Raw genomic sequence first — 20,752 nt, forward strand, 5'->3', positions numbered from 1 at the left:
GGTCAGCCGGCCGGCAGGCGCACGAGGAAGCGGGCGCCGGTCACGTGGGGGGTGCCGTCCGGGTCGGTGGCGGTGCGGTTCTCGGCCCAGATGCGCCCGCCGTGGGCTTCCACGATCTGCCGCGAGATGGAGAGTCCGAGGCCGGAATTCTGGCCGAAGCCCTGGTGCGGGCGATCCGTGTAGAAGCGCTCGAAGATGCGCGAAAGGGCGTCGGGGCGGATGCCCGGCCCGTCGTCGTCCACCACGATCTCGGCCCCGTCCTTGAGGCGGCGGCAGGTGACGCGCACCGACCCGCCCTGCGGCGAGAAGGAGCGGGCGTTGGAGACGAGATTGTCCACCACCTGGCCGAGGCGGGAGGCGTGGCCGGCGATGTTGAAGTCCTGCGGCGCCCCGGCCGCGCGCTCGAAGGCGAGGGAGACGCTGACGCCATCGTCCTTGCGCACGTCCTGGGCAAGGCCCACCACCATCTCCAGCAGCTGCTTCAGGTCCACCGTCACGGCTTCCTGCCGCTGCAGCTCGGCGTCGAGGCGGCTGGCGTCGGAGATGTCGGAGATCAGGCGGTCGAGCCGCTTCACGTCATGCTGGATCACCTCCAGCAGCCGCGAGCGGGAGGAATCGGTCTTGGCCAGCGGCAGCGTTTCCACCGCGCTGCGCAGGGAGGTGAGCGGGTTCTTCAACTCGTGCGCCACGTCCGCCGCAAAGCTCTCGATGGCCTCGATGCGATTGTAGAGCGCGCTCGTCATGTCGCGCAGGGCGCCGGAGAGATGGCCGATCTCGTCGGCGCGGGCGGTGAAATCGGGGATCTCCACGCGGGTCTTGATGCGCCGGCGCACCCGCTCGGCCGCCGCGGCGAGCTTGCGCACCGGATCGGCAATGGTGCCGGCGAGCAGCACGGAAAGCAGCACCATCACCGCCGCCGCCACCAGGAACACGCGGACGATGACGAAGCGTTCGGCCTTCACCGCCGCATCGATCTCGCCGCTCTGGGTGGAGAGCAGCAGCACGCCGAGAATGGCGCGGAAGCGCTGGATGGGCACGGCGACCGAGACCACCACCTGCCCGCGCTCATCCACCCGCACTTCGCTGGCCTTGGTGCCGAGCGCGGCGGAGGCAACTTCCGGATAATTCTTGCCCGCCTGCGGACCCATCTCGCGGTAGAGCGGCAGGTCGCCCCGGCCGAGCCAGAGCTGGATGCCGAGCCAGGCACGCTCGAAGAAGCCGGGCTTGGGCTCGTTGGGCGAGGGCAGGTCGAAGCGCAGGATCTCGCCGCGCGAATACAGCGAGCGGGAATCCAGCAGCAGCTGGCCTTCCCGGTCATAGATGCGGGCGCGGGTCCGGGTCGGGCCGACGAGGCGGCGCAGCACGGGGGCGACCCGCTCCGGATTGATGGGGAATTCCAGCGGGGCGAAGCCGTCCTCGGGGCCATAGCTCTCGCCCGCCTGCAATTCCAGCAGGCGATCGGGGTCAAGCGTGATGGCATTGGTCTCCACCTGCGCGGAAGAGGCGATCGCGGCGGCGATGATCTCGCCCTGAACCAGAAGGCTCTGGATGCGCGCGTCGATGAGGCCGGAGCGGAATTCCGAGAGATAGAGGATGCCGGAGACCAGCGCGCACAGGCCGGCGAGGTTCAGGAGCACGATGCGCCGCGTGAGCGACGAGAAGCCCTTGAACGCCACGAAGCGGCGCACGCGCCGAACGGTGGCGAGAATGCCGCCCGCCGGTTCGCTCGGGCGCTCCAGCGGCGCTTCGTTGGTTTCGACCGTCATCTGGTGCCGAACCTGCCGCGCGCGGCCCGGATCACTCCTTGAACCGGTAGCCGACGCCGTACAGGGTCTCGATCATCTCGAACGAATCGTCCACCGACTTGAACTTCTTGCGCAGCCGCTTGATGTGACTGTCGATGGTGCGGTCGTCCACATAGACCTGATCGTCATAAGCCGCGTCCATCAGCGCGTTGCGGCTCTTGACCACGCCCGGACGCTGGGCGAGCGCCTGGAGGATCAGGAATTCGGTGACGGTGAGCGTCACCGGCTCGGCCTTCCAGGTGCAGGTGTGGCGCTCGGGGTCCATGCGCAGGTTGCCGCGCTCGAGAACCTTGGCGCTGTCCACCTCGCGCGGGGCGGCACCGTCCTTGGCGCCGGCGCGGCGCAGCACCGCCTTCACCCGCTCCACCAGCAGGCGCTGGGAGAACGGCTTCTTGATGAAGTCGTCGGCGCCCATCTTGAGGCCGAACAGTTCGTCGATCTCCTCGTCCTTGGAGGTGAGGAAGATCACCGGCATGTCGGTCTTCTGGCGCAGGCGGCGGAGCAGCTCCATGCCGTCCATGCGGGGCATCTTGATGTCGAGGATGGCGAGGTCCGGCGGGTTGGTCTTGAACCCGTCGAGGGCCGATGCGCCGTCCGTATAGGTGTCGATGCGGTAGCCCTCCGCCTCCAGAGCGATGGAGACCGAGGTCAGGATGTTGCGGTCGTCGTCGACGAGGGCGATCGTGGGCATGACACCTCTTTTGAGCCGTCCGGAAAGCGGTCCGCCGAACGCGGGCCTTCAAGCCGGCCATCTGTTGCGGCCGCGCCTTGCGGTGAACCGCGTTCGCGTGGCCGAAATGTGACACACAAGACTCGATCGATGCAAAATAGCGGGATTCTCCACCGACACCAAATGACGGGTGCCGAATACCCTTAATCAAGTTCTGCCGGACCCGGCGGCTTCCCGTGCGGCGCCCCCTTGCGCCGGGCCCCTTGCGCCGTCCCGCCGCGCCGGAGCATCGTGGCACCGCCCCGTGGGAGGAGCACCATGACCAAGCCGTCCGCGACCGCCGTCCGCCACCTCGTGCGCGAGGCCCGTTTCGGCGCTCTTGCAACGCTGGAGGGTGACGGCGCGCCCTACGCCTCGCTGGTGGCGATCGCCACCGATCCCGAGGGCCGCCCGACGCTGCTCATCTCCCGCCTCGCCCGCCATACCCGCAATATTGCCGGTGATGCCCGCGTCTCCCTCCTCGTCTCCGCCGCTGGCGCCGAGGACCCGTTGAATGCGCCCCGCGCCAGCCTCATCGGCCGCATCATCCCCGCCCCTGCCCCGGAGGTCCGCGCGCGCTACCTCGCCCGGCATGCGGCCGCGGCGGGATACGCGGATTTCACCGATTTTGCCTTTTACGCCATCGACATCACCGAGGCGCACCTGGTCGAGGGCTTCGGCCGCATCGTGGACGTGCCGGGAGAGAAGCTGCTGACCTCCTGGCAGGGGGCGGACGCGCTCTCCGAGGGGACCGCGGGCGTCATAGAGCACATGAATGCGGACCATGCCGACGCGGTGAAGCTATACGCCACCGTGCTCCTCGGCGCGCCGGAGGGTGACTGGCGGATGCTTTCGCTCGATCCAGAGGGGTGCGAGTTGATCTGCGGCGATCTCGTCCGCCGCCTCGACTTTACAAGACGGGTCGAAGACCTTGCTGCAGTGCGGCAAGAACTGGTGAAGCTCGTCGCCGATGCGCGGCGTGGAACTGCCGCCTGAATTTAAACGTTTAGCGTCCGTTTGTCGGAGTTTCCTTGTCAGCCAACTCCCTCTAGCGTGCGCGACGCGGTTTGAAGGGGCGCGCAAAGATGCCCCCAGGCCGACGCCTTCCGCATAACTCTACGAGAGCGGCGGCGGATGGAATGCCGGCGTCACGCCGGCGGGAACTGTGGAGGATTATCCGTGCTCGAAACCGGTCACCGGAACAGCGCCTGCGGCGCGGACACTTTCGGCCTCAAGAATCTGACGGCGGTCCATTGGAATCTTCTGGAGCCCGCGCTCTACGAGCACGCGCTGGCGCACAAGGAGGGGCACCTGTCCTCCGGCGGCGCGCTGATGGCCGTCACCGGCGCCCACACCGGCCGCAGCCCCAAGGACAAGTTCGTGGTGCGCGATGCCGCCACCGAGGGCGAGGTCTGGTGGGACAATAACGGCGCCATCACGCCGGAGCAGTTCGAGACCCTCTATAAGGACTTCCTGAAGGAGGCCGAGGACAAGACCCTGTTCGCGCAGGACCTTTATGGCGGCGCCGATCCGGCCTCGCGCATCAAGGTGCGCGTTTACACCGAGTTCGCCTGGCACTCCCTGTTCATCCGCACCATGCTGCGCCGCCCCGAGCGGGCCGAGCTCGACGGCTTCGTGCCGGAGATGACCATCATCGACCTGCCGTCGTTCAAGGCCGACCCGGCACGCCACGGGGTGCGCTCGGAGACGGTGATCGCGGTGGACTTCACCCGCGGCATCGTGCTGATCGGCAATTCGTCCTATGCGGGCGAGATGAAGAAGTCGGTGTTCACCGCCCTCAACTACATCCTGCCGAAGAAGGGCATCATGCCGATGCACTGCTCGGCGAACGTAGGCGAGGCGGGCGACGTCTGCCTGTTCTTCGGCCTGTCGGGCACCGGCAAGACCACGCTGTCGGCCGATCCCAACCGCACCCTCATCGGCGATGACGAGCACGGCTGGAGCAAGGACGGCGTGTTCAACTTCGAGGGCGGCTGCTACGCCAAGACCATCCGCCTCTCGGCCGAGGCCGAGCCCGAGATCTTCGCCGCCTCCAACCGCTTCGGCACGGTGCTGGAGAATGTGGTGCTCGACAAGGTAACGGGGGTGCCGGACTTCGACGACGGCAGCCTCACCGAGAACACCCGCTCCTGCTATCCCCTCGCCTTCATCCCCAATGCCAGCCCCACCGGCCGCGCGGGCCAGCCGAAGAATGTGGTGATGCTAACCTGCGACGCCTTCGGCGTGCTGCCGCCCATCGCGCGGCTCAGCCCGGCGCAGGCCATGTATCACTTCCTCTCCGGCTACACCGCGAAGGTCGCGGGCACCGAGAAGGGCGTGAAGGACCCGGAGGCCACCTTCTCCACCTGCTTCGGCGCGCCCTTCATGCCGCGCCACCCCTCGGTCTACGGAAACTTGCTGCGCGACCTCATCGCTGAGCATGGCGTCGACTGCTGGCTGGTGAACACCGGCTGGACCGGCGGCAAGTTCGGCACCGGCCGGCGCATGCCCATCAAGGTCACCCGCACGCTGCTCACGGCGGTGCTGGACGGGTCGCTCAAGGACGCCTCGTTCCGCACCGATCCCTATTTCGGCTTCGAGGTGCCCACCTCCGTGCCGGGCATCGAGCCGCACATCCTCTATCCGTCCAAGACCTGGGCGGACAAGGCGGACTTCGACGCCACCGCCCGCCGGCTGGTGAACATGTTCCGCGAGAACTTCGCCCGCTTCGAGACGCACGTCGACGCCGCCGTGCGCGATGCCCAGCCGCAGGTGCGCCTCGCCGCCGAGTGATCGACCCCAGAGGCTTGAAACGAGAAAGGCCCGGCGCACCGCGCCGGGCCTTTCTGCATAGGATTCGCGAAAATGGGGATCGCGGATTTCAGCGGCCGCGGCGCCGCTGCTGGCCGAGGCCCATCTGCTTGGCCAGCTCGGAGCGGGCGGCGGCATAGTTGGGCGCCACCATGGGATAGTCGGCGGGCAGGCTCCACTTCTCGCGATACTGCTCGGGCGTCATGTCGTAGCGCGTGCGCAGGTGGCGCTTCAGGGATTTGAACTTCAGCCCGTCCTCCAGGCAGATGATGAAGTCCGGATGCACGGAACGCTTGACCGCCACCGCCGGCTTCAACGGCTCCGCCCCAGCAGGGGCCTCGCCGGTGCCGAGGCGCGTGAGGGCGAGGAAGACATCGTTGATGAGGGCCGGCAGCTCGGTCGCGGCAACCGTGTTGTTGCCGACATAGGCGGAGATGATGTCCGTCGCGAGCTCGATGTATGCCGTCTGTTCGGTGGTGTCGCTCATGGGACCTGCTTCGCGTTGAGATGGCTTGTGATGACGAATGCGCGGCCGGTCAGGTTTCGCGCTTCCGAACAATCAGGACATGCAATCGGCGGGCGGAGCGGGAGAACTCGGCGCATGCGACTAAGGTGGAGCCCAGTGCTGCAAAGGCGCCACCAAGACGCAAGACATCGCCGGGACGCTTTCGTCGCACCCCGCGGCACTCGTCCGCAGACACACAGTGTACGAACCTCGGACAGTGTACGTACCCTGAACAGTCGCCCGCGCACGGATGCTGCGAAGACGGCTATGTGTCCGTGTTAGTTTCGCACTTTCGACTTTGCAACCGATATTTCGGCAATACGGCTCATCTTCTTCAGTTGTCGCAAAATCGCAAATCTGCACTGGGTGCGAGCCGCCGCGGCGCCCCCGAGCAGCCCGCGGGCATGTGATCGGGAGAGCCTTGCCGTCGCCATATGGAATGCCTACCTCTGCGACAAATCAGACCGGGGTTCTTCCATGTCCACCTCTGCCCCTTCCGACGCGGACCACACCAAGATCGTGAAGAGCGAAAGCGAATGGCGCTCCTGCCTCACGCCCGAGCAGTTCCGAATCACCCGTCAGGCCGGCACCGAGCGCGCCTTCACCGGCCCCTACTGGGATGAGAAGCGCGCCGGCCTGTATTCCTGCGTCGCCTGCGGCACGCCGCTGTTCCGCTCCGAGACCAAGTACAATTCCGGAACGGGCTGGCCGAGCTTCTTCCAGCCGGTCTCGCCCGACGCGGTGGTGACCCATGAAGACGTCTCCCACGGCATGCGCCGCATCGAGGTGCGCTGCGCATCTTGCGACAGCCATCTCGGCCACGTCTTTCCGGATGGCCCAGCACCCACCGGCCTGCGCTTCTGCATGAACGGTACCGCCCTCTCCCTGAAGCCGGACGGTGAGGCAGACCGTGGCGCCTGAGCCGCCGCGCGCCCCTCGCCGCCCGTCGACCCGCACCGTCCACGGACTTTCCCTCACCGACGACTACGCGTGGCTGCGCGCCGACAACTGGCGCGCCGTCATGCGCGACCCCTCCGTGCTCGACGGCGATATCCGGGCCTATCTGGAGGCGGAGAACGCCTATGCGGACGCCTGGTTCGCGCCGCTCGGCGACCTGAAGGCGGGGCTGGTCGCCGAGATGCGCGGGCGGATCAAGGAGGATGATTCCTCCGTGCCCGCGCCGGACGGCCCCTTCGCCTATTATTCGCGCCACCGGGAAGGGGGACAGCATCCCCTCGCCTGCCGCAAGGCGGTGCCGGACGGGGAGGAGGTCATCCTGCTCGACGGCGACAGGGAAGCCGAAGGCAAGGCCTACTTTCACTTCGGCCACTGGCGGCACAGCTCCGACCACCGCCGCCTCGCCTTCTCCGCCGACACATCCGGCGCCGAGCTTTATTCCATCCGTATCCGCGACCTTGCGACCGGCACGGACCTTCCCGACGCCATCGAGGAAACCACCGGCGATCTCCTGTGGAGCGCCGACGGCAGCGTGCTCTATTACATCCGCCGGGATGCCGAGCACCGCCCTTCCCTCGTTTTCCGCCATGTCCTCGGCACCGCGCCGGAGACCGACACGCTGATCTATGAGGAGCCGGACAAGGGCTTCTTCGTCTCGTTGGGAGAAACGCAGTCCCGCCGCTACGGCCTGATCGCCTGCGGCGACCACGAGACCTCCGAGGTCCACCTTCTGGACCTTCAAGACCCGGCCGCCGCCCCGCGCTGCATCGCGCCGCGCACCGAGGGCGTGCGCTACGAGGTGGAGCACCATCCCGACCTCGACGGCGTCGACAGCCTGATCTTCCTGACCAACGCGGACCATGCCGAGGATTTCAAGATCACCGTGGCCCCCGTCGCCACGCCGGGGCGGGAGCACTGGCGCGATCTCGTTCCCCATCGCCCCGGCTGCATGATCCTGAGCCATACGGTGTTCAGCGGCCACATGGCGCGCCTGGAACGCGAGGGCGGCCTGCCGCGCATCGTCATCCGGGCGCTCACCGACGGCGCGGAACATGCCATCGCCTTCGACGAGGAGGCGTATGCGCTGGGTATGTCGGCGGGATATGCCTTCGACACCACCCAGTTGCGCTTCACCTATGCGTCCATGACCACCCCGTCCGAGGTGTGGGACTACGACATGGCGAGCCGCCGGCGCGAGATGCTGAAGCGGCAGGAGGTCCCCTCCGGCCATGACCCGGCGCATTATGTGACGCGCCGCCTGATGGCTCCGGCGCCCGACGGGGAGACCGTTCCGGTCTCCCTGCTCTATCACAAGGACACGCCGCTCGACGGCTCCTCCCCGCTGCTGCTCTATGGCTATGGCGCCTACGGAATCACCATTCCGGCCGGCTTCGCCACCAACCGGCTGTCGCTGGTGGATCGCGGCTTCGTCTATGCCATCGCCCATATCCGCGGCGGCACGGACAAGGGCTGGCGCTGGTATGCCGACGGCAAGCTGGCGAAGAAGACGAACACCTTCACGGATTTCATCGCCGCAGCCGAGCATCTGGTGGCGGAAGGCTTCACCCGGCCGGAACGCATCGTCGCCCAGGGCGGCTCGGCGGGCGGGATGCTGATGGGCGCGGTCGCGAACCTTCGGCCAGACCTGTTCGCCGGCATCGTCGCCGAAGTGCCGTTCGTGGACGTGCTCACGACCATGCTGGACGACACCCTCCCCCTCACCCCTCCCGAATGGCCGGAGTGGGGCAACCCCATCGCCGACGAAGCCGCCTTCCACCGAATTCGGGGCTACTCGCCGGTAGATAATGTGAAGGCGCAGCCCTACCCTTCCATCTTCGCCCTGGCCGGGCTCACCGACCCGCGCGTGACCTATTGGGAGCCGGCGAAATGGATGGCGCGGCTGCGTGCGGCGGACACCGGGGACCGGCCCCTGCTGCTGCGCACCAACATGGATGCGGGCCATGGCGGGGCTGCCGGCCGGTTCGACCGGCTGGACGAGGTTGCCCTCGTTTATCTCTTCGCCTTGAGAACGGTCGGTCGCGCCGGCTGAGGCGTGGCCATTCACAGGGGGAAGCCGGCCTTTCCCCATGGACATTTGCGCGGCGGACGGCTTCCGGCTATCCAGAGCGCGCTGTCGATCGACATGCGAGTGAGGGGGCGGCTCCGCGCATTTAAAGGCATGCTGTGATGGGCCGTCTGGATCGCTACATTTTCTCCACGGCGGCTGTCGCCTTCCTGGGGGTCGTGGTCGTGCTCGCCGGGATGATCTGGGCGACGCAGGCCCTGCGCCAGCTCGACCTGGTGACAAGCCAGGGCCAGACCATACTGGCCTTCATCGCCATCACCAGTCTCACCATGCCGACGCTGGTGCTGGTGATTGCGCCAGCAGCGCTGTTCATCGCCACCGCCTACACGCTGCTGAAGCTCAACGGCGACAGCGAGATCGTGGTGATGGCGGCCGCCGGCATGGGGCCGTGGCGTCTGTTGCGCCCGCTTATCCTGCTGGCGATTCTGGTTTCCCTGTTTTGCTCCTCGCTCGCGGTCCATGTGGTGCCGGCCAGCCTCACCAGCTTCCGCGAGCAGGTGACGAAGGTGCGCGCGGACGTGGTGTCGTTCGTCGCCCAGCCCGGTCGCTTCGTGAACCTGACGCAGGGCCTGGTCTTCCATGTGCGCGAACGCTCCGCCAATGGGGTGATGCGCGGCATCTTCATCAATGACGCCCGCGAGAAGGAGGTTTCCACCTACCTCGCGGATCGCGGCCAGATCGTCGAGAGCAAGGCCGGCATCTTCCTGGTGCTGGAGAATGGCTCCATCCACCGGCGCGGCGGCGACCTCTGGAAGACCGAGGCGACGCCCCAGCCGCCCCCCGAAGAGGCCCGCGCCGCCGCCCGCGCCAAGCTCGCGGCGCAGAATGGCGGCAAGCCGGCCGCCAAGGGTGCCGATTCGACCACGCCCGCCGCAGCAGCGGTCGCTCCGGCCGCCGCCGGGGACCAGAAGCAGGGACGCTCCGACAGCCAGGCGGCCAATTCCTCCGTCGTGGAATTCCAGCGCTACGCCTTCGACCTGTCCTCGCTGGCGCCCGACACCAAGGGCGTGGACATCAAGCCCATGGAGCGCCCGTTGCTCTATGTGATGAACCCGCCGGCCGAGGACATGTACGTGCGGTTCTTCCCCGGGCGCTACCGGGAGGAACTGCACAAGCGCCTGTCGGCCGGGCTTTATCCCATGGCCTTCTTCGCCATCGCCGCCGCCGCGCTCGCCCAGCCACGCACCACCCGCCAGAGCCGGGGCGCGGCGCTCACGGCCATCATCCCGGCCATGGGGCTGGTGCAGATTGGCAATTTCGCCATCGCCGGCCAGCTGAAGGCCAATGCGGCTGCGGTGCCGCTGATCTATGCGCTGCCCATCGTTACCGTCATCATCTGCGCCATGGTGCTGCAAGGCTGGATCCGCCTCTCCCCGCCGGCAGCGCTGACCGCGCTCGGCGAGGCGATCCGGGCCCGATTCTCGCGGCGGGCGGCCGCCTGACGATGATCGGACGCATCCTCGGCTTCTATTTCGCGCGCCGTTTCGGCCATGCCGTGGCGGTCATCTTCCTGTCCTGCGTCACGCTGATCGTGCTCGTGGACTTCTTGGAGATGGCGCGGCGCACCGCCGACCGCGACCAGGTGACAGTGAGCCTCCTGGCCCTGCTCACCCTCTACCGCGCCCCCGCCTTCACGGAGCAACTGCTGCCGTTTGCGGTCCTGTTCGGCGGCATGGTGACCTTCGTCATCCTGTCCCGCCGGCTGGAACTGGTGGTGGCGCGGGCGGTGGGGCTCTCGGTCTGGCAGTTCATCACCCCGCCGGTGCTGGTGGCCTTCCTGGTGGGCGTCTTCGCCACCTGCGTGTTCAACCCGATCTCCGCCGACTTCAAGGAGCGGGCGAACCAGATCGAGGGCGACATCTTCGCCAGCGGCGGCGGCACCCCTGGCCTCACGCAGGGGAAGAAGGATTTCTGGATTCGCCAGCAGAGCGTGGACGGCCAGTCGATCATCCAGGCGCAGTCCTCCCGACAAGGTGGCCGGGTACTGTCCGGGGTGGTGATCTTCGAGTTCGATCCGGCCGGGAACTTCATGGAGCGTGTGGAGGCCAAATCTGCAACTTTGGGAGATGGTGCATGGATTCTTACCGGCGCCAAGGTGCTCGTTCCGGGCCTCGACCTCGCTTCCTATGATACCTACCTGATCGCCACCAAGCTGGACCCGAGGCAGATCCAGGATTCGCTGATCGCCCCGGAAACCGTGTCGTTCTGGCAACTCCCGTCGGCTATTCGCAGTGCAGAACAATCCGGCTTCGGCGCGGAAAAATACCGCCTGCAGCTCCAGAGCCTTCTGGCGAAGCCGTTTCTGCTGGTGGCAATGGTCCTCATTGCCGCGGTCGTGGGCCTGCGTGTGTTCCGCTTCGGCGGGGTGGGGCAGACGATTCTCGGTGGCGTGCTTGCGGGCTTTCTGCTTTATGTTGGGACCAAGCTCGCCGAGGATCTTGGTGAGGCTGGAATCGTTCATCCCGTTGCTGCTGCGTGGTTTCCTGCGGTGACCGGGATTTTGCTGGGGGCGCTCATTCTGTTGCACCGGGAGGACGGATGACGGTCGGGCATCCCCCCGCCGTAGGGATGACTGCCAAGGGCCTTCGCGCAGCTGCGCGGGGAATGGGCGGTCGCGCGTCTCGACGCGCCCCTTCGGCTGCCGCCTTCAGCTTGATCTTTGCCGGCCTCGTCGCCCTCCTCGCGCCGATGGGCAGCGCCCGTGCGCAGACCGCCCAGCCGGTCGCGGCGCAGGCGGGGCAGAACCAGTCGCCAGGCAGCAATCTCCTCAGCGCGCGCCAGCTCGACCCGAACCAGAAGATGCTGGTGACGGCCGACCAGCTCGAATACGACTACCAGAAGGACACGGTCGCGGCGGTCGGCAACGTCCAGATCTATTACGACGGCTCCACCCTCGAGGCGCACCGCGTGGTTCTGGACCGCAAGGCCAACACCCTGCGCGCGGAAGGCAACGCCCGCCTCAAGGACAAGGACGGCAAGATCGTCACCGCCGACACCCTGCAGCTGACGCAGGACTTCAAGCAGGGCTTCATCGATTCCCTGCGCCTCGACACGCCGGACAACACCCACTTCGCCGCCATCCGGGCCGACCGGACCGACGGCAACATCACCGTGTTCCAGAACGGCATCTACACGGCCTGCGAGCCGTGCAAGGACGACCCCTCCAAGCCGCCGCTGTGGCAGATCAAAGCCAAGAAGATCATCCACAACGACGACGAGAAGATGGTCTATTACGAGGACGCCTGGGTCGAGTTTTTCGGCCTGCCGGTGGCCTATTTCCCGTACATGTCGTCGCCGGACCCGACGGTGAAGCGCAAGACCGGCTTTCTGATGCCGGAGTTCTTCTCCTCGAGCCAGATCGGCTACGGCGTCGCGGTTCCGTTCTTCTGGAACATCGCGCCTGATCGCGACCTGACCCTCACGCCCGCCCTCCTGACCCAGCAGGGCGTGCTGATGCAGGGCGAGTGGCGCCAGCGCCTCATCAACGGCAGCTACACCATCCGCGCCGCCGGCATCGTGCAGCAGAACCCGCAGGACTTCATCACCACCTCCAATGGCATCACGGAGATCCTTCCCGGATACCGTGAGGATCGCGGCGCGGTCGAAAGCTCCGGCGCCTTCGCCCTGAACAAGTTCTGGACCTTCGGCTGGGATGCCACCGTGGCGTCGGACCGCACGTTCCTGCGCGACTACAACCTGATCCCGGACACGACCACCACCAAGACCTCCACCGTCTACCTGACCGGCCAGGGCGACCGCTCCTATTTCGACCTGCGCGGCCTGTACTTCCTCGGCCTCGCCGTGACCGACGACCAGCAGCGCCAGCCCATCGTCGGCACGCTCAACTACAGCAAGGTGCTGGACAAGGCCCTGTGGGGCGGCGAGGCCGGGTTCAAGGTGAACCTCACCAGCCTGACCCGCGACCAGGCCGACTTCATCGGCACCTCCGAGCTGACGTCCGCCGTCGGCAGCGTCGGCGTGCCGACCGGCGCCTGCACCCTGTGGTCGCCGAACGCCAAGGAATGCCTGCTGCGCGGCGCGCCGGGCGACTACACGCGCCTGTCCGGCGACGTCTACTGGAAGAAGACCATCACCGATCCCCTCGGCCAGCAGTGGACGCCGTTCGTCACGGCGCGCGTGGACGTGGCCTCGGTCAACACCTCCTACCTGCCCGCGAGCTATCAGTTCGGCCCCACCTTCCCCGGCCAGAACCCGCTCCAGTCCGGCAGCGACGACCTCATCCGCGCCATGCCGGCGGTCGGCGTCGACTACAAATATCCCTTCATCTCGGCGGAGAGCTGGGGCACCCAGACCATCGAACCCCGGGCGCAGGTCATCATCCGCCCGAACGAGAGCAACATCGGCAAGTTCCCGAACGAGGACGCCCAGAGCCTGGTGTTCGACGACACCAACCTGTTCGAGGTGAACAAGTATTCCGGCTACGACCGGGTCGAGGGCGGCAGCCGCCTGAACCTCGGCGTGACCTATACGGCCGCCATCAACGGCGCCGGCCTGTTCACCGCCGTGGTCGGTCAGTCCTACAACCTGTTCGGCAAGAATTCCTACGCCTACGGCGACATGGCCAATACCGGCCTCGAATCGGGCCTGGAGACCGCGGCGTCGGACTACATCGCCAAGTTCGGGTACTCGCCCACCAAATATCTCGAGTTCGTGACCCGCTTCCGCTTCGACGAGCAGAATTTCTCCATGCAGCGGTTCGAGCTGCAGGCGCGGGCCGAAATCGACAGGTTCAACATCGCCGTCACCTACGGCCGCTACGAGGCCCAGCCGCTGCTCGGCTATTACGATCCCCGCGAGGGCATCTACACCAACGCCTCCTACAAGCTGACCGACAACTGGGCCATCCGTGGCGCCATCCGCTACGACTTCGCCGCCGGCGAGGTGGACTACACCCTGCTCGGCCTCAGCTATATCGACGACTGCTTCACCCTCGCCCTGAACTACATCTCCGACTACACCCTCAACGGCCCCAACGCGCCGCCGGTGACCAAGGTGATGTTCCGCATCGGCCTGCGGACCCTCGGCGAAGGCGGCTTCTCCACCAGCTTCGGCTCCGAATCCTCGAATTGATGCCGGCTGCGGCGGCGGGCGTCATGGCCATGCTCGCGAAGCCGCATTGCCGCCACAGGATGAAGACACAAGTCGCAGGCAGCCCCCGGACAGGACCATGCCGCTCGTACGCCTTCTTCTCCTCGCCGTCGCCCTCCTCCTTCCCGTGCTCGCCGCGGGCACGCCGGCTCGTGCGCAGCAGGTCGTGGTCGTCGTCAACGGCGATCCGATCACCAGCTACGACGTCTCCCAGCGCCAGCTCCTGCACAGCCTCATCGAGCGCAAGCCCATCGGCGCCAAGGAGGCGCTGGAGGAGCTGATCGACGAGCGCCTCAAGATCCAGCAGGCCTTCCGCCTGAAGCTCGACGTGGACCAGAAGGATGTCGACCGCCTGTTCGCGTCGGTGGCCGAGCGGTCCGGCCGCACACCCGAGCAGCTGTCGTCCGGTTTCAAGCAGCAGGGCATGGACGACCGCACGTTCAAGCAGAAGCTGCTCGCCGATTATGTCTGGGGCCAATATGTGCGCGCCCGCTCCGGCACCGTGAACATCCGCGACGCCGACGTGATCGCCGCCTTGCAGAAGCGTGGCGAAACACAGTTGGTCGCCACCGAATACACCCTGATGCCCATCGTCTTCGTGGTGCCGCGTAATGCCAGCACCCATAGCGCCCGCCTCGCCGAAGCCAACGCCCTGCGCGCCCGCTTCACCGATTGCGACAGCGGCGCCCAGATGGTGAAGTCCATGAAGGAGGTCGTGGTCCGCCCCAAGGTGACGCGCCTGTCCTCCGAAGTGCCCGCACAGCTCAAGCAGATTCTCGACAAGACCGAGGTGGGCCGGCTCACCCCGCCCGAGGTTGCGCAGGCCGGGGTCGAGACCTTCGCCATGTGCGGCAAGCGCGAGGTGCGCGGCGAGAGTTCGCAGAAGCGCGAGATCAAGGATGAGCTGACCAGCAGCCAGTTCACGGCGGAATCCAAGAAGTTCCTCGCCGAGCTGCGCAAGCAGGCCTTGATCGAATACCGACGCTGACCCGCACCGGCGGGACGTGCCGTCCGCCGGCGACGTGCTATGGTCGGCCCGCGCCCGCACCGGGCGCTGCTCCCTGAGCTGTTGACGAACATTTGATGGCCGCCCTGTCTCCCCTCGTTCTCGCGCTTGGCGATCCCGCCGGCATCGGCCCCGATATCGCGCTCGCCGCCTTTCTGCGCCGCCGCGCTTCGGGTGGCGCTGCGGCTGTCCCGCCCTTCATCGTCGCGGGCGATCCCGCCGCGCTCGCCGCCCGCGCCCGCCTGCTCGGCCTGGACGTCCCGCTCGTGGAGACGTCCCCCGAAGGTGTGGCGGCGCACTTTGCCAATGCCCTGCCGGTACTGCCGGCCGGCCCGGCCTTCACCGGCCGCGCCGGCCGGCCGGACGCCTCGTCGGCCGCCTGCGTGGAAGCGAGCCTTGAGGCCGCCCTTGGTCTGGTGAAGGATGGGCGCGCATCGGCCCTCGTCACCAATCCGCTGGCGAAGTCGGTCATGTACGAGGCCGGTTTTCCCTTCCCCGGCCATACCGAATGGCTCGCCGCCCGCGCCGCCGCGCCGGGTCGTCCAGCCCCCCATCCGGTGATGATGATCTGGTCGGAGCAACTGGCCGTGGTGCCGGCCACCATCCACGTGCCCTATGCGGATGTGCCGGCCCTGCTCTCCATTGACCTGCTGGTGGAGACCGGCCGCATCGTCGCCCGCGACATGGCGCGGCGCTTCGGCATCGCTCGCCCCCGCCTCGCCTTCTGCGGCCTCAATCCCCACGCGGGCGAGGACGGCACCCTTGGCACCGAAGACGAGGCCATCGTGCGGCCGGCTGTCGAGGCGCTGAAGCGCGAGGGCATCCTCGCCACCGGCCCCCTCCCCGCCGACACGATGTTCCACCCCGAGGCGCGGGCGCGCTACGACGTGGCAGTGGGCATGTATCACGATCAGGTGCTGATCCCGGCCAAGACCCTCGCCTTCCACGATGGGGTGAACGTGACCCTCGGCCTGCCCTTCATCCGCACCTCGCCGGACCATGGCACGGCCTTCGACATCGCCGGCACGGGCCGCGCCGATCCCTCCAGCCTGATCGCCGCCTTGAGGCTCGCCCGCTGCCTCGCCGACGCCGAGGTGGCGGCATCCCTGGCCCCCGCACCCGCGCTGGCCCGCGCATGAGCGCGCTCGACGACCTGCCGCCGCTGCGCGACGTGATCCGCAAGCATGGCCTCTCGGCGCAGAAGTCGCTGGGGCAGAACTTCCTTCTGGACCTGAACCTCACCGGCCGCATCGCCCGCGCCTCCGGGCCGCTGGAAGATGTGACGATCGTGGAGGTGGGCCCGGGCCCCGGTGGGCTCACCCGTGCGCTGCTGGCGCTTGGGGCGAAGCGCGTCATCGCCATCGAGCGCGACCGGCGCTGCATGGATGCGCTTGCCGAGGTGGCGGCGCACTATCCGGGCCGCCTGGAGGTGATCGAGGGCGACGCGCTGAAGGTGGACGTGCGCCCCCTCATCGGCGATGGCGAGGCGCGGGTGGTGGCGAACCTGCCCTACAACATCGCCACCGTGCTGCTGGTGGGCTGGCTCTCCACGGACCCGTGGCCGCCGTGGTTCTCCTCCCTCACCCTCATGTTCCAGAAGGAAGTGGCGGAGCGCATCGTCGCCGAGCCGGGCTCGAAGGCCTATGGGCGTCTCGCGGTGCTCGCGGGCTGGCGGACGAAGGGGAAGATCGCCTTCGATGTCGCCCCCTCTGCCTTCGTGCCGCCGCCCAAGGTCACCTCCTCGGTGATCCACCTGGTGCCGCGGCCGGAGCCCCTGCCCTGCGCACTGTCCGCCCTTGAGAAGGTGACGGAAGCCGCCTTCGGCCAGCGCCGCAAGATGCTGCGGCAGAGCCTGAAGACCCTCGGCGTCGATGCCATGGCCCTGCTCGCCGCCGCCGGCGTGGAGGAGACCGCCCGCGCCGAGGAGATCGACGTGGCCGGCTTCGTCCGGCTGGCCAACGCCTTCTCCGAAGGTGTCGGCCGCCAGTTCGGCGCGCTGTCCGCGCTCAAATAGACGGCGCTACTCCGCCGCCTCCACCCGCGCCGGATCGTAGTTGAGGATGGGGGCGAGCCAGCGCTCGGCCTCTGCCAGGGTCCAGCCCTTGCGGCGGGCGTAATCCTCCACCTGATCGCGCTCGATGCGGCCGACGCCGAAATAGGCGCTCTCCGGGTGGGCGAAATAGAGGCCCGACACCGCCGCACCGGGCCACATGGCGAAGCTCTCGGTGAGGTGGATGCCGGCCTTGTGGGTGGCGTCCAACAGCTCGAAGAGCGTCGCCTTCTCCGTATGGTCGGGCTGGGCCGGATAGCCCGGCGCCGGACGGATGCCGCGATAGCGCTCGGCGATGAGGTCGTCGTTGGGGAGGGCCTCGTCGGCCGCATAGCCCCAGAGCTTCGTGCGCACCAGATGGTGCATGCGCTCCGCGAAGGCCTCCGCGAGGCGATCGCACAGGGCCTTCAGCAGGATGGCGGAATAATCGTCATTGGCCGCCTTGAAGGCGGCCACCCGGTCCTCCTCGCCGATGCCCGCCGTGACCGCGAAGCCGCCCACATAGTCGGCGACGCCGCTCTCCAGCGGGGCGATGAAATCCGCCAGCGCCAGATTATGCCGCCCTTCCCGCCGTGAAAGCTGCTGGCGCAGGGTGTGGAGCGTGGCTAGCGGGGTCTTCCGCGTGTCGTCACGGAACAAGAGGATGTCGTCGCCCACCGCATTTGCGGGCCAAAAGCCCACCACGGCACGGGCCGTCACCCACTTCTCGGCGACGATCTTCGCGAGCATCTCCTGCGCATCCGCGAACAGGGCGCGCGCCGGCTCGCCCACCACCGCGTCCTCCAGGATCGCCGGATAGCGCCCGGTCAGTTCCCAGGACTGGAAGAAGGGCGTCCAGTCGATGAAGGGCACGAGGTCGGCGAGGTCGTGGTCCTCGAACACGTGAGTGCCGAGGAAGGAGGGCTTTTCCGGCGTGTGGGCCGAGAAATCCAGCTTCAGGGCGTTCTCGCGCGCCTTGGCGAGCGTGAGCCGCTGCTTGTTGGCGTCCGCACGGGCGTGGGCCTCGGCGAGCTTGGCATACTCCGCGCGGACGTCGGCTACATAGGTGCCCCGCGTCTCGGCATTGAGGAGGTTGGAGACCACGCCCACCGCCCGGCTCGCGTCGGTGACATAGACCGCCTGCCCGCGGTCATAGCGGGGCGCGATCTTCACCGCCGTGTGGACGCGCGAGGTGGTGGCGCCGCCGATGAGGAGAGGCACCGAGAAGCCCTCGCGCTCCATCTCGGCGGCGACGTTCACCATCTCGTCCAGGGACGGGGTGATGAGGCCGGAGAGGCCGATCACGTCCACCTTTTCGTCCTTGGCCACCTGCAGGATCTTCTGCGTGGGCACCATGACGCCGAGGTCGATGACCTCGTAATTGTTGCACTGAAGCACCACGCCCACGATGTTCTTGCCGATGTCATGGACATCGCCCTTCACGGTGGCCATCAGCACCTTGCCCGCGGCCGAGGCCGAGGTGATGCCCTGCTCCTGCTTTTCCTTCTCCATGAAGGGCATGAGGTAGGCCACCGCCTGCTTCATCACGCGGGCGGACTTCACCACCTGGGGCAGGAACATCTTGCCGGCGCCGAACAAGTCGCCCACCACGTTCATGCCGGCCATCAGCGGGCCCTCGATGACGTGGAGCGGGCGCGCCACGTTCTGGCGGGCCTCCTCGGTGTCGGCCTCGACGAAGTCGGTGATGCCGTTGACGAGGGCGTGCTCCAGCCGCTTCTCCACCGGCCAGGTGCGCCAGGCGAGATCGGCCTCCTTCTTCTCCTTGCCGGCCGCGCCCTTGAAGCCCTCGGCGATCTCCAGAAGGCGCTCGGTGGCGTCGGGACGGCGGTTCAGCACCACGTCCTCGCAAGCCTCGCGCAGCTTGGGCTCGATCTCGTCATAAACGGCGAGCTGGCCGGCGTTGACGATGCCCATGTCCATGCCCGCCTTGATGGCGTGATAGAGGAACACGGCGTGCATCGCCTCGCGCACCGGCTCGTTGCCGCGGAACGAGAAGGAGAGGTTCGAGACGCCGCCCGACACATGGGCGTAAGGCAGGCTCTGGCGGATGAAGCGGGTGGCGTCGATAAAGGCGACGCCGTAGCCCGAATGCTCCTCGATGCCGGTGGCCACCGCGAAGATATTGGGATCGAAGATGATGTCTTCCGGCGGGAAGCCCACCTGTTCGGTCAGGATGCGGTAGGCGCGCTCGCAGATGGAGGTCTTGCGGGCGTAGCTGTCGGCCTGCCCCTCCTCGTCGAAGGCCATCACCACCACGGCGGCGCCATAGGCGCGCACCAGCCGGGCCTTCTCGATGAAGGCCTCCTCGCCCTCCTTGAGGGAGATGGAATTGACGATGCCCTTGCCCTGCAGGCGCTTGAGGCCCTGCTCGATGATCTCCCACTTGGACGAATCTACCATCACCGGCACCTTGGCGATGTCCGGCTCGGCGGCGACGAGGTTCAGGAAGGTGATCATGGCGGCCTCGCTGTCGAGGAGGCCTTCGTCCATGTTGATGTCGATCACCTGCGCGCCGCTCTCCACCTGGTCGCGCGCCACCGCGAGGGCGGCGGGGAAGTCGCCGGTGGTGATGAGCTTGCGGAAGCGGGCGGAGCCGGTGACGTTGGTGCGCTCGCCCACATTCACGAAGGGGATCTGCGGCGTCAGCTCGAACGGCTCGAGGCCGGAGAGGCGCAGGCGCGGCTCCAGCTCCGGCACTTCGCGCGGCGCCTTGCCCTTCACCACCTCGGCGATGGCGCGGATGTGCGCCGGGGTCGTGCCGCAGCAGCCGCCCACCACGTTCACGAGGCCCGAGGCGGCGAACTCGCCCACCAGGGCTGCCATGGCCTCAGGGCTCTCGTCATACATGCCGAACTCGTTGGGCAGGCCCGCATTGGGATAGGCGCAGACGAGGGTGTCGGCCACCCGGCCGATCTCGGCGATGTGGGCGCGCATCTCGCGGGCACCGAGGGCGCAGTTGAGGCCAATGGAGAAGGGCTTGGCGTGGCGCAGGGAATACCAGAAGGCGCTCGGCGTCTGGCCAGAGAGGGTGCGGCCGGAAAGGTCGGTGATCGTGCCGGAGATCATCACCGGCAGGCGGAAGCCCCGCTCCGCATAGAGCTTTTCGATGGCGAAGATGGCCGCCTTGGCGTTCAGCGTGTCGAAGATGGTCTCGACGAGGAGGATGTCCGCGCCGCCGTCCACGAGGCCGCGCGCCTGCTCGTAATAGGCGTCGGCCAGCTCGTCGAAGGTCACGGCGCGGAAGCCGGGATCATTCACGTCCGGCGAGATGGAGGCGGTGCGGTTCGTGGGGCCGAAGGCGCCGGCCACGAAGCGGCGGCGGCCGTCCTCCTTCTGCGCAATGTCGGCCGCCTCGCGGGCGAGCTTCGCGCTCTCGAAATTCAGCTCGTAGACGATCTCCTCCATGCCGTAGTCGGCCTGGGCGATGGAGGTGCCGGAGAAGGTGTTGGTTTCCACCATGTCCGCGCCGGCGCGGAAATATTCGAGGTGGATGGCCCGCACCGCATCGGGCTGGGTGAGGCTGAGAAGGTCGTTGTTGCCCTTCACGTCCCGCGGCCAGTCCTTGAACCGTTCGCCGCGATAGCCCGCCTCGTCCAGCTTCAACTGCTGGATCATGGTGCCCATGGCGCCGTCCAACACCAGGATGCGCTCGGAGGCGGCCTTGGCGAGATCGGCGAAGATGGTGTCGGCGTGGGTTGAAGAGGCGGTCATCGG

General features: G+C 67.5%; 14 protein-coding genes. 10 read left to right on the plus strand and 4 right to left on the minus strand.

What is annotated here, in order from left to right:
- Positions 1 to 2: 2 nt before the first annotated feature.
- Both ACT535_RS17385 and ACT535_RS17390 read right to left on the minus strand, forming a co-directional pair.
- Positions 3 to 1,766, minus strand: a complete 1,764-nt coding sequence (locus ACT535_RS17385; RefSeq protein ID WP_476324663.1) for a stimulus-sensing domain-containing protein — start codon at positions 1,764 to 1,766, stop codon at positions 3 to 5.
- Between the two features lie 31 nt (positions 1,767 to 1,797).
- The gene (locus ACT535_RS17390; RefSeq protein WP_029557293.1) at positions 1,798 to 2,496 is read right to left on the minus strand and encodes a response regulator transcription factor; all 699 of its coding nucleotides are present in this window, start codon (positions 2,494 to 2,496) and stop codon (positions 1,798 to 1,800) included.
- A 297-nt stretch (positions 2,497 to 2,793) separates the two neighbouring features.
- Here ACT535_RS17390 and ACT535_RS17395 point away from each other — a divergent pair, with 297 nt between their 5' ends.
- Positions 2,794 to 3,510 (plus strand): HugZ family pyridoxamine 5'-phosphate oxidase, encoded by a 717-nt coding sequence (locus tag ACT535_RS17395; RefSeq protein WP_476365382.1) that lies wholly within the window; start codon positions 2,794 to 2,796, stop codon positions 3,508 to 3,510.
- 183 nt (positions 3,511 to 3,693) lie between these two features.
- A complete protein-coding gene (locus ACT535_RS17400) occupies positions 3,694 to 5,307 on the plus strand; it encodes a phosphoenolpyruvate carboxykinase (protein ID WP_476365383.1) in 1,614 nt (537 codons plus the stop codon).
- A gap of 88 nt (positions 5,308 to 5,395) precedes the next feature.
- On the opposite strand, the gene ACT535_RS17405 is transcribed toward ACT535_RS17400, so the two are convergent.
- Positions 5,396 to 5,812, minus strand: a complete 417-nt coding sequence (locus ACT535_RS17405) for a Ros/MucR family transcriptional regulator (RefSeq protein ID WP_168459348.1) — start codon at positions 5,810 to 5,812, stop codon at positions 5,396 to 5,398.
- 495 nt (positions 5,813 to 6,307) lie between these two features.
- On the opposite strand from ACT535_RS17405, the gene msrB reads away from it, so the two are divergent.
- The 8 genes from msrB (at position 6,308) to rsmA (ending at position 17,002) form a co-directional block, all read left to right on the plus strand.
- Positions 6,308 to 6,751 (plus strand): peptide-methionine (R)-S-oxide reductase MsrB, encoded by a 444-nt coding sequence (gene msrB, locus ACT535_RS17410; protein ID WP_168459347.1) that lies wholly within the window; start codon positions 6,308 to 6,310, stop codon positions 6,749 to 6,751.
- On the plus strand, positions 6,729 to 8,837 hold the full coding sequence (locus tag ACT535_RS17415) for a S9 family peptidase (RefSeq protein ID WP_476365384.1): 2,109 nt from the start codon (positions 6,729 to 6,731) through the stop codon (positions 8,835 to 8,837). Before msrB ends, ACT535_RS17415 begins: the two co-directional genes overlap by 23 nt.
- A gap of 137 nt (positions 8,838 to 8,974) precedes the next feature.
- Complete coding sequence (locus tag ACT535_RS17420; protein WP_476365385.1) at positions 8,975 to 10,315, plus strand: LptF/LptG family permease; 1,341 nt, start codon at positions 8,975 to 8,977, stop codon at positions 10,313 to 10,315.
- Positions 10,316 to 10,317: 2 nt separating this feature from the next.
- Positions 10,318 to 11,415: an LPS export ABC transporter permease LptG gene (gene lptG, locus ACT535_RS17425; RefSeq protein WP_168459344.1), complete on the plus strand. Its 1,098-nt coding sequence runs from the start codon at positions 10,318 to 10,320 to the stop codon at positions 11,413 to 11,415.
- A gap of 110 nt (positions 11,416 to 11,525) precedes the next feature.
- Positions 11,526 to 13,964: an LPS-assembly protein LptD gene (locus ACT535_RS17430; protein ID WP_476365386.1), complete on the plus strand. Its 2,439-nt coding sequence runs from the start codon at positions 11,526 to 11,528 to the stop codon at positions 13,962 to 13,964.
- A 97-nt stretch (positions 13,965 to 14,061) separates the two neighbouring features.
- Positions 14,062 to 14,970 (plus strand): SurA N-terminal domain-containing protein, encoded by a 909-nt coding sequence (locus ACT535_RS17435; protein WP_168459343.1) that lies wholly within the window; start codon positions 14,062 to 14,064, stop codon positions 14,968 to 14,970.
- Positions 14,971 to 15,062: 92 nt separating this feature from the next.
- A complete protein-coding gene (pdxA, locus tag ACT535_RS17440) occupies positions 15,063 to 16,127 on the plus strand; it encodes a 4-hydroxythreonine-4-phosphate dehydrogenase PdxA (RefSeq protein WP_476365387.1) in 1,065 nt (354 codons plus the stop codon).
- A complete protein-coding gene (gene rsmA, locus ACT535_RS17445; RefSeq protein WP_476324682.1) occupies positions 16,124 to 17,002 on the plus strand; it encodes a 16S rRNA (adenine(1518)-N(6)/adenine(1519)-N(6))-dimethyltransferase RsmA in 879 nt (292 codons plus the stop codon). Before pdxA ends, rsmA begins: the two co-directional genes overlap by 4 nt.
- 6 nt (positions 17,003 to 17,008) lie before the next feature.
- Here the strand turns inward: rsmA and metH are convergent, their stop codons facing one another.
- The gene (gene metH / locus ACT535_RS17450) at positions 17,009 to 20,749 is read right to left on the minus strand and encodes a methionine synthase (RefSeq protein WP_476365388.1); all 3,741 of its coding nucleotides are present in this window, start codon (positions 20,747 to 20,749) and stop codon (positions 17,009 to 17,011) included.
- Positions 20,750 to 20,752: the final 3 nt, after the last annotated feature.

Source organism: Xanthobacter sp. DMC12 (genome assembly GCF_056314105.1).